This window comes from Frankia sp. BMG5.60 (assembly GCF_059428125.1).
Map to the genome: position 1 here is coordinate 969063 of NZ_CM182091.1, position 13477 is coordinate 982539.

Below are 13477 nucleotides of genomic sequence, written 5' to 3' on the forward strand. Positions count from 1 at the left end.
CACCGGTGCCACCGGCGGGCGGCCGGACCGAGAGGGGCACCGGTGAGCCGGCCGTGCCGCGACGGCCTGGAGTCCGCCGAGCTGGCCAACGAGTTCGCCGCCGTGCGGGTTTCGGTGGACCGCCACGGAAACTCCCCCCGACTGCTGGTCGAGGACGTCGAGACCGGCGCGTCGATCCTGCTGTCTCCGATCGAGCTGGCGAGCCTGTGCCTGGCCGCGCCCGAGGATCGCCTGGACTGGCTGCGGGTGGGCGCCTACCGGGACGAGCGCAGCCCCGTGCGGCACTCCGCGCTGGCGGGCCCGGGAGCCCAGAGCTGATGGCCGCACCCCTGGAGCCCGCGGTTGTCGGCCTCGGTCTGACATCCATGTCGCTTTCGGCCGGCGGCGTGCCCGTCGATCTCGCCATCGAGGCCGTCGCGGGTGCGCTCGCCGACGCGGGGCTCACCGCCCGTGACGTCGACGGCCTGCTCGTCAACTCCAGCCAGGGGGTCCGCCCCGACCGGCTGGGGGTGGCGCTGGCCCGCCAGGGCGGCCTGGGCGACCTTCGCCTGCTCGAGCACGTGGAGATCAAGGGCGCCACCGCGGTCGCGATGATCCAGCGGGCGGTGCTCGCCATCCGGGCGGGCCTGGCCAGCACCGTCGTCTGCGTCTTCGCCGACGCGCCGCTGCGCGCGGGCGGCACGTCCGGGTCGACCTACGCCCACAGCGGCGGCAGCGACGGGGCCCGCGGGCTGGAGCGGGCCAGCGGCGTGCTCGGCTCGGTCCCCACCTACGCCCTGCTCGCCTCGCGTTACTTCGCGGTGTCCGGCGGCGACCCCGAGGACCTGTGCGCCGTGGCCGTGTCGACTCGCGCCTGGGCGCTGGGCAACCCGAACGCGGTCGTGCGCAAGCCGCTCGACGCCGAGGGCTACTTCGCCAGCCGGATGGTCTCCACCCCGCTGCGCGTGCTCGACTGCGCGCGGCCGGTCAACGGCGCGGTCGCCCTCGTCGTCAGCGGCGAGGCCACGCCCGGCCCGGCCCCGCGCATCCACGTACGCGGGATGGGCCAGGCCCACCCGATGCGCCGGCGGCGGGCCCCGGGCGAGTCGTGGTTCGGCGGCGGGCGGGCCGCCGTCGACGGCGCGCTGGCGATGGCCGGGCTCACCCGCGCCGACCTCGACGTCATCGAGCTCTACGACCCGTTCAGCGTGGTGACCCTGCTGCTGCTGGAGGAGTACGGCCTGGTCGAGCCCGGGCAGGCGGGCAAGGTGGTCCGCTCCGGCGCCACCGCCCCCGGCGGCGACCTGCCGGTCAACACCGGCGGCGGCCAGCTCTCCGGGTTCTACCTGCAGGGAATGACGCCGCTGGCCGAGGCGGTGGTGCAGTTGCGCGGCGCCGGCGGGGCACGCCAGGTGCCCGGGGCGAGCACCGCCCTCGTGGGCGGCATCGGCGGCCGGGTCGACCACCACGCCTGCCTGATCCTCGACCTGGAGCCGTCCCGATGAGCCCGAACACCGACGCCGCGCTCGCCGCGCCGGACGCCGAGGACTGGCTGGTCGACGCGGCGCTGGCGCCGTTGGCCGACGGGTCGCTCGCCCCGCTCTACGCCGGTGCGGCCGCAGGCGAGCTGACACTGCCGTTCTGCGCGGCCTGCGGGCTGGCCCTCGAACTGGAGCAGCGGGCCTGCGACGGCTGTGGTGCCACCGACATCCGCTGGCGCCCGGTCGATCGCGCCGGCACCGTGCATGCGGTGACCCTCGTGCACCGGCGGGAGCCGGGCCTGGTCCGGGTCACCGAGCCCTACCCAGTCCTGGATGTCGAGCTCACCAGCGGGCATCGACTGATCATGACCACGCTCACCGCCACCGGGTCCGCGCCCGCGATCGGCCGGCCCGTCACCGTCGGCTTTCGGGTCGTCGGCGGGGTGGCGGTGCCCGCCGCAGCCCTCAGTACCACCGAACCCTCCGACGCCGCCACCCCCGACTCGCCCAGGGCAACCGGCACCGCCCCCGCACCAGTTCCATCCGAGACGGAGGTCTCACAATGACCGAGTTGGACACGTCGGCGCAGGTCGGCAAGGTGGACGTCGCCGCGCTCGTCGAACCCGACCGCGTCCACGGTTCCGTCTACACCTCCCAGGAGGTGTACGACCAGGAGATGGACCGGATCTTCCGCAACGGCTGGGTGTTCGTCGCCCACGACAGCGAGGTCCCCGAGCCGGGCGACTACGTCACCCGCCGCATCGCCGGCGAGCCGTGGATCGTGGTCCGGGGCAAGGACGGCGAGGTCCGGGTCCTGGCCAACCGCTGCACGCACCGCGGTAACCGGCTGTGCAACGCCGACGCCGGCAACAGCTCGTCGTTCCGCTGCCCCTACCACGGCTGGACGTTCAGCAACGACGGCCACCTCACCGGCGTGCCGATGCGCGATGGCTACGGGTCGAGCTTCCACGCGGTGCGCGACGCCATGGGGCTCGCGCCGGCCGCGGCCGTCGACAGCTACGGCGGCTTCGTCTTCGCCTCGCTGAACCCGCCGGCGATCACCCTGCGCGAACACCTCGGCAACTCGACGGTCGCCCTCGACCGGCTGCTGGCGCTGTCCCCCACCGGCGAGCTGAACCTGCGCGCCGGCTGGATGAAGCACGACATGCGCTGCAACTGGAAGATGGTCATGGAGAACAACGTGGACGGCTACCACGCGTTGTTCACCCATGCCTCCGTGTACGACGCGGTGAAGCCGGCGAAGGTCTCCCACGTCCCGTCCAAGGTCGAGGTGTACGTCCGCGACCTCGGCAACGGCCACTCCGAGATCGACTACGCCAAGGAGTACGCCCGCCTCGACGAGGAGTTCATCTGGTTCGGCCGGATCCGCCGGGAGAAGCTGCCGCAGTACGTGGCAGCCATGGAGGAGGCGCGCGGGCCGGCGGACACCCACCGGGCGTTCGTCGTCGGCCCCCCGCACACGCTGATCTTCCCGAACCTGTTCCTCGCCGAGATGAACATCATGACGGTGGAGCCGCTGGGACCGGGCCGGGCGGTCGCCTACACCACGCCCGCCCTCATCCCGGGCGCGGACGAGGTCAACGAGAAGACCCTGCGCCGCAGCGAGGGTGCCATGGGGCCGGCCGGGTTCCTCATCGCCGACGACGGCGAGATCGGCGCCCGCAACCAGCTCGGCCTCGCGGCGGGCTCGCCCGAGTGGGTCGTGCTGCGCCGCGGCGAGGAGTCCGACATCACCGACGAGACCGGCATCGTCAACCACGACAAGTCGGCCGAGACGCCGCAGCGCGGCTGGTGGAAGCACTGGTCGCAGGTGCTCACCGGGACCACCACCGCCCCCGACGCCTGACCGGGGACGTCCACCGCCCCAGGCAGCCGTCCGCCATCGCAGCAGGGAGCCCGCCCACCATGTCCGACCTCACCAGCCTCGGCGCCGCCGCCGCGGCGCCCGCCGGCGCCGTGCCCGCCGCCGGCGTCGACCCAGCCCTGGCCTCCTTCATCTACACCGAGGCCCGCCTCGCCGACGAGGCGCGGTACTCGGAGTGGGAGGCGCTGTGGGACGACGACGCCAAGTACTGGGTGCCGATGCACCCCGACCACGACCCGAGGGTCAACGTCTCCTACATCTACGACAACCGCCGCCGGATCCGCAGCCGGGTCGCGCAGCTCAACTCCGGCAACCGGCACTCCCAGACCCCGCCGTCGGTGCTGCGCCGGCTGATCACGAACCTGGAGGTCGTCGCCCAGGACGCCGACACGACGACCCTGGCCGGCAACTTCGTGATCTACGAGTACCGATTCGACCTGACCGTCTGGGCCGGCCGCTACGAGTACCGGATCCGGGCGCGGGGCGGGGACCTCAAGCTGGCCGCCAAGACCGTCCACCTGGTCAACGCCGGCGGGCCCGTCTCCACGATGTCCTTCCTGATCTGAGGCGGCCCGCCCGGTAGCTGCGGCGGCCGCCTTGTAGCTGAGGCGACCCGCCCGGTAGCTGAGGCGACATGCCTCGAGCTGGGGCGGCCCGTTCGATCCCGGCCGCCCTTCCTGATCCGAATTCCGGCGCCCCCGGCCCGACCTCGCGTCGGCGCCGGTCGGCTCCGCCCGCCCGAGTTGCGAGGAACGATGCTGATCGGCGACATAGCCCGGCGCAATGCCCGCCGCTATCCCGACAAGGCCGCGGTGGTGTACGAGGACGAGGAGCTGTCCTGGCGGTCGCTGGACCAGCGCGCCAACCGCATCGCCACCTACCTGCTCGGGCGGGGGCTGGCCAAGGGTGACCGGGTCGCCGTCTGCGCGCGCAACACCCCGGAGTGGCCGGAGATCACCTACGGGCTCGCCAAGGCGGGCCTGGTGCTCGTGCCGATCAACATCCGGCTCTCCGGGCCGGAGGTCGACTACGTCCTGTCCGACAGCGGGGCGCGGGCGGCCATCGTGCACACCGACCACGTCGACGGGCCGGGGGCGCCGCTGGCCGCCCTGGACACCGTCATCGAGATCGGCGGGGACTCGGTCGGCGTCAACTACGCCAAGGCGCTCGCCGCCGGCCGTGACGCCGACCCCACCCCGGCGGACCTCACCGACAGCGACATCCACCTGCTGCTCTACACCAGCGGGACGACCGGTCGCCCCAAGGCCGTGGTGCACGAGCACCGCACGCTGCTCGCCCAGGTGCTCGACACCACGATCTCCACCGAGTCCCGCCACGACGACGTGTTCCTGGCGACCACCCCGTTCTTCACCGCGGGTGGGATGATCCGGACGCTGTCGTGGATGTACCTGGGCCAGACGATGGTCATCCATCCCCGCTTCGACCCCGTCGCCGTGCTGACGACGATCGAGCGGTGGAAGGTCACGATGACGACCTTCATCCCGACCATGCTGATCCGCACGCTGCGCGAACTCGACGCCCGGCCCGGCATCGACGTGTCGAGCCTGCGACGGATCAGCTACGGCTCGGCGCCCGCCCCGCCCGGCCTCGCCGAGGAGGCGGCCCGCAAGCTCGGCTGCGACCTGCAGCAGCGCTACGGCTCCACCGAGGCCGGCGGGCAGGTCACGATCCTCACCCCCGAGGATCACCGGGCGATCTTCGCCGGGGACGACGCGCTGCGCAGCTCGTGCGGCAAGGAGACGCCGCACGCGGAGATCCGCATCGTCGGCGACGACGGCGCGGAGCTGCCCCGAGGCGAGGTCGGCGAGATCGTCGTCAAGGCCGACTCGGTCGCCCGCGGCTACTGGAACCGGCCCGAGGCCAACGCCGAGACCTTCCGACCCGACGGCCTGTGGACCGGTGACCTGGGCCGCCTCGACGAGCGCGGCTACCTGCACATCGCCGGCCGCAAGACCGACATGATCATCTCCGGCGGGTTCAACGTCTACCCGGCCGAGATCGAGCGGGTGCTCGGCGCGCACCCGAACGTCGATCTGGTGGCCGTCGTCGGCGTCCCGCACCCGGAGTGGGGCGAGACCCCGATCGCGGTCGTGGTGCCCAAGGGCGACATCACCGCCGAGGACCTCGAGGAGCAGCTACGCACGCTGTCCCGCGAGCAGCTCGCCGGTTACAAGCAGCCGCGCGGCTTCGCGTTCCGCGCCCAGATGCCCCTCGGCCCGGCGGGCAAGATCCTCAAGCGGGAGCTACGGGCGGAACTCGCCGCGCCCGAATCCCCGTGAGCCCGGCGTCGACCCCGTCGCCGGGGCAGGCGTCGGACGCGGCATCGCTGTGGGAGCTCGCCCGGACGCGGGCGGCGCTGACACCCGACGCCCTGCTCGCGGTGGACGCGGGCGGAGATCGGGTCACGTTCGCGCAGTTCCGCGACCGGGCCGAGCGGCTCGCCGCGGGGCTGGCGGCGCGCGGCATCGGCCGCGGCGACGTCGTGTCCTGGCAGGTGCCGAACCGGATCTCGACGATGGTGCTCGCCGCGGCGCTCAGCCGGCTCGGCGCGGTCCAGAACCCGCTGGTGACGATGCTGCGCGAGCGCGAGGTCGGGTTCATCACCCGGCAGGCCGGCACCCGGCTGCTCATCGTCGCGGCGAGCTTCCGCGGGTTCGACCACCTCGCCATGGCCCGCGCCGTCGCCGCCGAGGTGCCGGGGCTCGACGTGGCCGACGCGGCCGAGCTGACCGACGCCGACCCCGCCGGCCTCCCCCCGGACCTCGCGAATCCGGCGGGACCGGCAGAACCGGCGGGACCGGCGGACGGGTCCGGGCAGCCGGCGGCGGCGCCGGTGCGCTGGCTGCTCTACACCTCGGGCACCACCTCGGCGCCCAAGGGCGCCCGGCACACCGACCGGGCGCTGCTCGCCGCGTCCACGACGTTCAGCGACGCGCTGGCGGTCACGGCCGCCGACCGGGTCGCCGTGCTGGCGCCGATCGCCCACATCGGCGGGCTCGCCCACCTCCTCACGGCGCTGCGCTGCGGCAGCTCGCTGGTGACCGCGGAGGTGTTCGACCCGGCGAGCACCCCGGACCTGCTGGCCGCCCACGGTGTGACGATCGTCGGATCCGGGGTGCCGTTCATCCGGGCCTACCTGGCCCGCCAGGCCGCCATCCCGGACGCCCGGCTGTTCCCGCGGGCGCGGGTGTTCCTCTGCGGCGGCTCCCCGCGCCCGGCGAGCCTGCACGCCGAGGTCCGCGACGCCCTCGGCGGGGTGGGCGTCGTCTCCGGCTACGGGATGACCGAATGCCCCTACGTCTGCTGGGGTCGGGCGGACGACGCCGACGCCGACCACGCGAGCACCGAGGGTCCGCCCGGCGGAGGCGCCGAGGTCGTCGTCGTGCGCCCCGACGGATCGCGCGCCGACCCCGGGGAGTCCGGGGAGATCCGGGTGCGCGGCCCGCAGCTCATGCTCGGCTACGTCGACGCCGCCCTCGACGCCGAGGCGTTCGACGCCGACGGCTTCTTCCGCACCGGCGATCTCGGCTTCGTCGACGAGCGGTCCTACCTCACCGTCACCGGCCGACTCAAGGAGGTGATCATCCGGAACATGGAGAACATCTCCGCCCGGGAGGTCGCCGAGCCGCTGGCCGGGCATCCCGGCATCGCCGACGTGGCGGTGCTCGGCGTGCCGGATCCGGTGACGGGCGAACGGGTCTGCGCCGTGGTCGTGCCTGCGGACGCCGCCGCACCGCCGACGCTGTCCCAGCTCTGCGAGCATCTGCTCGCCGGCGGCCTGAACAAGCGCAAGCTCCCGGAGCGGCTCGAGATCGTCGAGGCGCTGCCGCGCAACGCGATGGGCAAGGTCGCCCTGCCCGACCTGCGCCGGCGCATCGGCGTCTGACCACAGAGTCTGACAACAGAGGACGATCAGCATGCTCATCATCGGCCGGCCGGCGCTGGTCATCAGCGAGTTCCAACGCGGCATCGTGGATCCGGCGGTGAGCCGGCTGCCCGCGCTCGCCGAGCAGGCCGAGTCGCGGGGCGTCGGCGCCCGCATCGGCGTGCTCGCGGAGGCGTTCCGCGCCGCCGGGCTGCCGGTGGTGCACGCCATCATCGAGCACCGGCCCGACCTGGTCGGCCTGCGCGCGAACTCGGCGCTGTCCGCGATGGCCATCAAGCGCCGGACGATGATCGCCGGCAGCGTGGACGTCGAGGTCCCCGAACCGGCGACCCCCCGCGAGGGCGACCTGGTCAGCAGCCGCGCGACGGGGCTCACCGCGTTCTACGGCACCGATCTCGACGCGATGCTGCGGCTGACCGACACCCGTGTCGTGGTCGTCGCGGGCGTGTCGACGAACGTCGCGATCCCGGGGCTCGCGCTGGAGGCGGTCAACCGCAGCTACCACGTGGTGCTGCCCGAGGACGCCACCGCGGGCGCCTCCGCCGAGACCCACCGGTTCATGCTCGACAACTTCCTGGCCATGGTCACGAGGATCACGACCGTCGACGAGGTCGTGGCCGAGCTGAAGGCGGGCGCCGGCGCCGGGGACGCCGGCCCCTGATCCCCCGACCCACTCCCCCACCGTCCAGCCCAGCCGGCTCGCCCACTCCCGAGGAACATTCATGCCGCTCAAGGACCTCACGACCGTCCTCTACGAGGTCGACGACCACGTCGCGACCATCACCCTCAACCGCCCCGAGCGGCTCAACTCCTTCACCGAGACGATGACGCTGGAGATGGAGGCGGTCTGGCACGAGGTCCGCGACGACGACGACGTGCGCGTCGCCGTCCTGCGCGCCGCCGGCGAGCGCGCGTTCTGCACGGGGCTGGACATCCAGGAGGGCCCCTGGTGGAACGACCAGAACCAGTGGAACCAGGAGGACCCCGGGGTCCGCCTCGGCCCGCGCAAGCAGTTCGTCTGGAAGCCGGTGATCACCGCGGTGCACGGCATCGCCGCCGGCGGCGCCATGTACTTCCTGAACGAGTCGGACATCATCATCTGCTCCGAGGACGCCACCTTCTTCGATCCGCACGCCAACGGCGGCCTCGTCTCCGCGCTGGAGCCGCTCGGGATGCTGGCCCGCAACATCCCGCTGGGCGACGTGCTGCGCTGGGCGCTGCTCGGCAACGACGAGCGGATCACCGCCGAGACGGCCCTGCGGCTGGGTATCGTCACCGAGGTGGTATCCCGCGAGCAGCTCTGGCCGCGGGCCGCGGAGCTCGCCGCCGAGATCGCCGCGCGCCGCCCGGAGGCCATCCAGGGCACCATCCGCGCCATCTGGGAGTCCCTCGACATGACCCCGTCGCTGGCCCAGCGGGCCGGGCTGTCCTACACCCAGCGCGGCAACCGCGGCGGCAGCCCCGTCCCGCCCAACGTGAAGCGCAAGCCCCGGTTCCGCTGACCCGACCCCACCCCACCCCAGCCCGACCCCAGCCGACCGCGCCCCCATCCCAGCCGACCGCCCCATCCCAGCCCGCGAGGACGACCACCACATGCGTATCCACATGGAGCAGCAGGAGTGCTCCGGCCACGGCCAGTGCTACCTGGTGAACCCGGAGCTCTACCCGCTCGACGACGACGGCTTCACCGCGCTCAACGGCGACGTCGCCGTGCCCGCGGGCGCCGAGGACGACGCCCGCCGCGGCGTCGGCGCCTGCCCCCAGCAGGCCATCTCCGTCCTGGCCGACTGAGCTACGGCGACGGCAGGACAAGCACAGGACAGCACCGCAGGACAGCGACCGAGCCGCCACGGCGCACGCGACCGCGATCGGCTCCGGGCGGGAACGAGGAGACGGCAATGATCAGCGAATCGGCCGATGTGGCGATCGTCGGCGCGGGACCGTGCGGGGTGACGCTCGCCAACCTGCTGGGCACCTACGGGGTCAGTACCGTGGTGCTCGACCGGGAGTCCGGGGTCATCGACTACCCGCGGGCCGTCGCCGTGGACGACGAGTCGTTAAGGACGTTCCAGACCGTCGGTCTGGTCCACGAGGTTCTCGCCGACTGCATCCAGAACGCGCCGATCCGCTACCACAACTCGCAGGGCAAGGTCCTCGCGCACGTGGGGCCGAGCGGGCAGCCGTTCGGCTGGCCGCGGCGCAACCTGTTCTTCCAGCCGCTGATGGAGGCGACGCTGCGCCGCGGGCTCGACCGCTTCCCCGGCGTGCGGCTGTACGCCGACACGGAGGTGACCGGGCTGGAGCGCACCGCCGACGGCGTGGTGCTGACCGGCACGCGCGACGGCGAGGACGTCACGGTCACCGCCCGCTACCTCGTCGGCGCCGACGGCGGGCGCAGCTTCGTGCGCCGCAGCGTGGGCGTCGAGCTCGTGGGCGAGACGAACCCGTCGAAGTGGCTCGTGGTCGACGTCTCCGACGACCAGCTCGACGCGCCCTACTCGGCGGTGCACTGCGACCCGATCCGCCCGTCGATGACGATTCCGCTGCCCTACGGGCACCGCCGCTTCGAGTTCAAGCTGCTGCCCGACGAGACCGACGAGCAGATGGTGACCGACGAGGTCGTCATGGGCCTGCTCGCCCGGCACTACCGGGACACGCCGATGCCGCGGATCTCCCGGCGGCGGATCTACTGGCACCACTCCCGCATCGCCACCACCTTCCGGGTCGGCCCGGTGTTCCTCGCCGGCGACGCCGCCCACCTGCAGCCGCCGTTCTTCGGCCAGGGGATGAACTCCGGGATCCGGGACGCGACGAACCTCGGCTGGAAGCTCGCCGCGGTGCTCGCCGGCCGCGCCGACGAACGCCTCCTCGACAGCTACGACGCCGAGCGGCGCGCCCACGCCGAGACCATGGTCTCCTTCGCCACCCGGGTCGGCGCGATGTACGAGCCGCGCAACCGGCTCACCGAACGGGTGCGCGACGCGTTCTTCGTCGGCGTCCAGCGCATCCCCGGGGCCCGGGACTACATCCTGCAGATGAAGTACAAGCCGCTGCCCCGCTACACCGAGGGCGCCGTCCTGGCCCCGGCTGCCCCGGACAAGGGCTCCCCGGTGGGCCGGATGTTCGGCCAGCCGTCGGTGGAGACCGCCGACCGGCTGCGGATGAAGCTCGACGACGTCGTCGGGCCGTCGTTCGCCGTCATCGGCATCGGGCGCGACCCGGCCGCCGCGCTGTCCGCGGAGGGTCTGGCGTTCTGGCAGGCGCTGGGCGCGCTGACCATCCGGGTCGACCCGGCCCGCACCGCGCGGCGCGGCGCACCCGCGGAGGACAGCGCCGCCACCGCGACGGCGACCGCCGCCACCGCGAACGCGCAGCCGGCGACCGGGTCGCTGCTGGTGCGCGACATCGACGGCGCTTTCCGCGACCTGCGCCTGGGCCGCCCTGCCGACGAGATCATCATCCTGCGCCCAGACCGGTACGTGCTGGCGGTCTGCCCGGCCGCGGAGCTGGAGGCCACCACGCGGCGGCTGCGTTCTCTGCTGGGAGTGCCGCCCGCCGCCGCCCGCGGTGACGCCACGGGCCCGCTCTCCCCGCCCACGGCCAGCCCGCGTTCCTGACCCTGACGCCTTCCGGCCGCGGTCACCTCCCCAGGAGGCGACCGCGGCGGAGGCGTACTCCGTCGTGGGTGTGGATCGCGGTGGGGTCGATGTGGCGGGTCGCGCGGGCGAGGGCCCCTGCCGGTTGCGGTCCGGGCAGGACCGGTGGTGCTGCGACGAGGACGCGGCCGTCGACGGTCCGCGCGGTGACGGTCCCGTCCGCATCGCGACCGAGGCTGATGTCGTCGTCGTGCACCGCCCGATCGAAGAGACCCCGACGATCATGTCCGGAGCAGAGTCCCGCCCCGGCCCCGGCAGCAACACCGGCACGGCACGGGCGTGGAGCCCGCGGCGGGACGGAACCCATCCGGTGCCAGAACCGCTCCCCGCCCTGACCTCGACACCAGGAAACGATCATGGTGTTCCGCGGAACAGCCCCACGGAGTCCAGGGGCTGACTTGGACGCGGAATCCGCGGGCGGGACTCAGCTGTCGAGCCGTCGAGGTCAGGCGGTGGCGGTGACGGACTCGCGTAGCTGCTTCTTCAGCGCCTTGCCCATGGCGTTACGGGGGATGGCGTCGAGGAGCTCCAGCCGTTCGGGCGTCTTGTAGACGGCCAGGCCCTTCTGGCGGCAGAAGGCGGCCAGGTCGGGCAGGGTGAGCGGGTCCGCGCCCTCGGCCTGCACCACGAACGCGGCGCACCGCTCGCCGGTGCGCGGGTCGGGCAGCCCGACGACGGCCACCTCGGCGATGCCGGGATGGGTCAGCAGGACGTTCTCCACCTCCAGCGCGGAGATGTTCTCGGCGTTGCGGACGATGACGTCCTTGAGCCGCCCGGTGATGTACAGCCAGCCCTCGGGGTGATGGATGCCCAGGTCACCGGTGTGGAAGTAGCCGTCTGGGGTGAAGGCCTCGGCGTCGAGGGAGGCGTCGACGTAGCCGGCGAACAGTTGCGGGCCGGCGATGCACAGCTCGCCCTCCTCGCCCCGCGGGACCTCCGTGCCGTCGGGGTCGCGGACGCTGATCCGCACGCCGGGGCCCGGGCGGCCGGCGGCGGTGCGCAGCCGCTCGGGCGGATCGCCGGGCGACGGGTAGCCGGCCATCGGGAACTCGGTCAGGCCCCAGCCGTTCATCAGGCCGTCGCCGCCCAGCTCCGCGATGGCGCGGTCGTGCATCCCGGGCTCGCTCGGCGCCCCGCCGGCCATGAAGAACCGCAGCCGGGCGAACAGCGGCTCCGGGCCGTCGGCGCGTTGGGCGTTGTAGGCGGCCTGCGCGTTGAAGTAGGCATGGAAGTGCGGCGCGGCGCTGCCGAGCATCGTCGACCCGTGCCGCGCCAGCGCCAGCGGAGCCGTGCGCGGGTCGAAGATGTCGACGAGCACGACCTTGCAGGCCGTGCGCAGGCCCAGTGACAGCACGCTCGACCCGCCGATGTGGGCGATCGGGAAGGCGATCGACGCGACGTCGGTCTCGTCGAAGCCGAGCTGGGACACCATCGAGTTCGACCCGGCGATGACGGAGGCGTCGGTGTGGCGCGCCCCCTTGGGGAAGCCGGTGGTGCCCGAGGAGTAGAACACCCAGCGCACGTCGGCGTCGGCGTCGCCGATGGGCGCCGGTGGCGGCGGGGGCAGGGTCGCGGGGTCCCCGAGCGGCAGCGGGAAGTCGGCGAACCAGTCCGTGTCCACCGGCGGGCCGGTCAGCCGCGCCGTCGCCGGGTCCGGCGGCAGGTAGGGATCGCAGACCATCGTGCGCAGGCCGCGCCGGGCCGCGATGGTCTCGGCCATCGGCCGGTAGTCGTAGCCGCGGAACACCGCCGGGACGATCAGCAGGGTCGTGCCGAGCTGCTCGACGATGAAGTCGACCTCGGCCTCGCGCAGCAGCGGGATGATCGGGTTCTGCACGGCGCCCAGGCGGGACAGCGCGCTCATCAGCACCGCGCTCTCGATGGTGGTGGGCAACTGCCAGCTCACCTGGGTGCCGGCGCCGACCCCCGTCGCGGCCAGGCCTGCGGCCACCCGCAGGGCCAGCTCGCGGAACTCGCCGAAGCTGATTCGGCGGTCGTGGTTGTCCACCAGCATCGGCAGGTCGGGCGTTGCCGCGGCCCGCCACTCCACCAGCTCCCACCACTGCCGCAACGACGCGTCAGCAGAGCTCATCGACCTGGCCTCCCCACCCGTCCGGACCCCTCGCGGCACAGCCTGCGAGAGGCCGCGCCACCGCAGCATCTGACACTGTGTCTACAGCAATCAGAAGGATCGGGAAAGTTCCGCAGCCGCCGCGGACCCGGTCGGCACCCCGGCGGCCGCCGGGCCTGCCCGCGCCGCCCGCACCGCCGCCACGAAAGTCACTCTCGGTGATCGCGAGATGGCGGCAACCGAGGGCGCACAGGGCCGAAAGGGGCATATCTCCGGGCCCCGGCCGATTTCCCTTCCGCGGCGACGATTCGCCTGCTGCCTTCGCGTCGAACCCGCCCGACGCCGGGCCGCGCCGGGCCGCGACACCGGACCGGGGAAGCGACTCACGCTACCCGCCGCCGCGATTAGCGCGCCGCGAAATGCGAAACACCGCCGCCAGAACGGAAAGATTATACGCAGTCATTCCCGGCCCCGGGCTGCCTTCCTGCGTCGCCGCGA

Annotated in this window: 12 protein-coding genes; 11 read left to right on the forward strand and 1 reads right to left on the reverse strand. The window is 73.3% G+C overall.

Going from position 1 to position 13477, the window contains the following annotated elements; translation table 11 throughout:
• The first annotated feature begins 42 nt into the window (after positions 1 to 42).
• From AC5R91_RS04055 to AC5R91_RS04105, 11 genes are all read left to right on the forward strand, one after another.
• Positions 43 to 318, forward strand: coding sequence for a hypothetical protein (locus AC5R91_RS04055; RefSeq protein WP_495395753.1), 276 nt, complete (start codon positions 43 to 45; stop codon positions 316 to 318).
• 47 nt (positions 319 to 365) lie between these two features.
• Entirely contained in the window at positions 366 to 1484 is a 1119-nt protein-coding gene (locus AC5R91_RS04060) for a thiolase family protein (protein ID WP_495395754.1), read from the forward strand.
• Complete coding sequence (locus tag AC5R91_RS04065) at positions 1481 to 2026, forward strand: Zn-ribbon domain-containing OB-fold protein (RefSeq protein WP_495395755.1); 546 nt, start codon at positions 1481 to 1483, stop codon at positions 2024 to 2026. Before AC5R91_RS04060 ends, AC5R91_RS04065 begins: the two co-directional genes overlap by 4 nt.
• The gene (locus AC5R91_RS04070; protein ID WP_495395756.1) at positions 2023 to 3327 is read left to right on the forward strand and encodes an aromatic ring-hydroxylating oxygenase subunit alpha; all 1305 of its coding nucleotides are present in this window, start codon (positions 2023 to 2025) and stop codon (positions 3325 to 3327) included. The genes AC5R91_RS04065 and AC5R91_RS04070 overlap by 4 nt, the downstream gene beginning before the upstream one ends.
• A 59-nt stretch (positions 3328 to 3386) precedes the next feature.
• Positions 3387 to 3911, forward strand: coding sequence for an aromatic-ring-hydroxylating dioxygenase subunit beta (locus tag AC5R91_RS04075; protein WP_495395757.1), 525 nt, complete (start codon positions 3387 to 3389; stop codon positions 3909 to 3911).
• Between the two features lie 189 nt (positions 3912 to 4100).
• Positions 4101 to 5645 carry a class I adenylate-forming enzyme family protein gene (locus AC5R91_RS04080; protein WP_495395758.1) on the forward strand — a complete coding sequence of 515 codons (1545 nt, stop codon included), beginning with the start codon at positions 4101 to 4103 and terminating at the stop codon, positions 5643 to 5645.
• Entirely contained in the window at positions 5642 to 7252 is a 1611-nt protein-coding gene (locus AC5R91_RS04085; protein ID WP_495395759.1) for a class I adenylate-forming enzyme family protein, read from the forward strand. The genes AC5R91_RS04080 and AC5R91_RS04085 overlap by 4 nt, the downstream gene beginning before the upstream one ends.
• A 31-nt stretch (positions 7253 to 7283) precedes the next feature.
• A complete protein-coding gene (locus AC5R91_RS04090) occupies positions 7284 to 7913 on the forward strand; it encodes a cysteine hydrolase family protein (protein ID WP_495395760.1) in 630 nt (209 codons plus the stop codon).
• 61 nt (positions 7914 to 7974) lie between these two features.
• Positions 7975 to 8754 (forward strand): enoyl-CoA hydratase/isomerase family protein, encoded by a 780-nt coding sequence (locus AC5R91_RS04095; protein ID WP_011604544.1) that lies wholly within the window; start codon positions 7975 to 7977, stop codon positions 8752 to 8754.
• Positions 8755 to 8845: 91 nt separating this feature from the next.
• A complete protein-coding gene (locus AC5R91_RS04100; protein ID WP_495395761.1) occupies positions 8846 to 9043 on the forward strand; it encodes a ferredoxin in 198 nt (65 codons plus the stop codon).
• Between the two features lie 107 nt (positions 9044 to 9150).
• Complete coding sequence (locus tag AC5R91_RS04105; protein ID WP_495395762.1) at positions 9151 to 10869, forward strand: bifunctional 3-(3-hydroxy-phenyl)propionate/3-hydroxycinnamic acid hydroxylase; 1719 nt, start codon at positions 9151 to 9153, stop codon at positions 10867 to 10869.
• Positions 10870 to 11353: 484 nt separating this feature from the next.
• Here the strand turns inward: AC5R91_RS04105 and AC5R91_RS04110 are convergent, their stop codons facing one another.
• Positions 11354 to 13000, reverse strand: a complete 1647-nt coding sequence (locus AC5R91_RS04110) for a class I adenylate-forming enzyme family protein (RefSeq protein WP_495395763.1) — start codon at positions 12998 to 13000, stop codon at positions 11354 to 11356.
• Positions 13001 to 13477 lie beyond the last annotated feature (477 nt).

What these genes read in the sequence shown, in the direction of transcription:
- AC5R91_RS04060 (WP_495395754.1), top strand. Translation starts at nt 366, where the DNA reads ATGTCGCTTTCGGCCGGCGGCGTGCCCGTCGATCTCGCCATCGAGGCC.
- AC5R91_RS04065 (WP_495395755.1), top strand. Translation starts at nt 1,481, where the DNA reads ATGAGCCCGAACACCGACGCCGCGCTCGCCGCGCCGGACGCCGAGGAC.
- AC5R91_RS04070 (WP_495395756.1), top strand. Translation starts at nt 2,023, where the DNA reads ATGACCGAGTTGGACACGTCGGCGCAGGTCGGCAAGGTGGACGTCGCC.
- AC5R91_RS04075 (WP_495395757.1), top strand. Translation starts at nt 3,387, where the DNA reads ATGTCCGACCTCACCAGCCTCGGCGCCGCCGCCGCGGCGCCCGCCGGC.
- AC5R91_RS04080 (WP_495395758.1), top strand. Translation starts at nt 4,101, where the DNA reads ATGCTGATCGGCGACATAGCCCGGCGCAATGCCCGCCGCTATCCCGAC.
- AC5R91_RS04090 (WP_495395760.1), top strand. Translation starts at nt 7,284, where the DNA reads ATGCTCATCATCGGCCGGCCGGCGCTGGTCATCAGCGAGTTCCAACGC.
- AC5R91_RS04095 (WP_011604544.1), top strand. Translation starts at nt 7,975, where the DNA reads ATGCCGCTCAAGGACCTCACGACCGTCCTCTACGAGGTCGACGACCAC.
- AC5R91_RS04100 (WP_495395761.1), top strand. Translation starts at nt 8,846, where the DNA reads ATGCGTATCCACATGGAGCAGCAGGAGTGCTCCGGCCACGGCCAGTGC.
- AC5R91_RS04105 (WP_495395762.1), top strand. Translation starts at nt 9,151, where the DNA reads ATGATCAGCGAATCGGCCGATGTGGCGATCGTCGGCGCGGGACCGTGC.
- AC5R91_RS04110 (WP_495395763.1), bottom strand. Translation starts at nt 13,000, where the DNA reads ATGAGCTCTGCTGACGCGTCGTTGCGGCAGTGGTGGGAGCTGGTGGAG.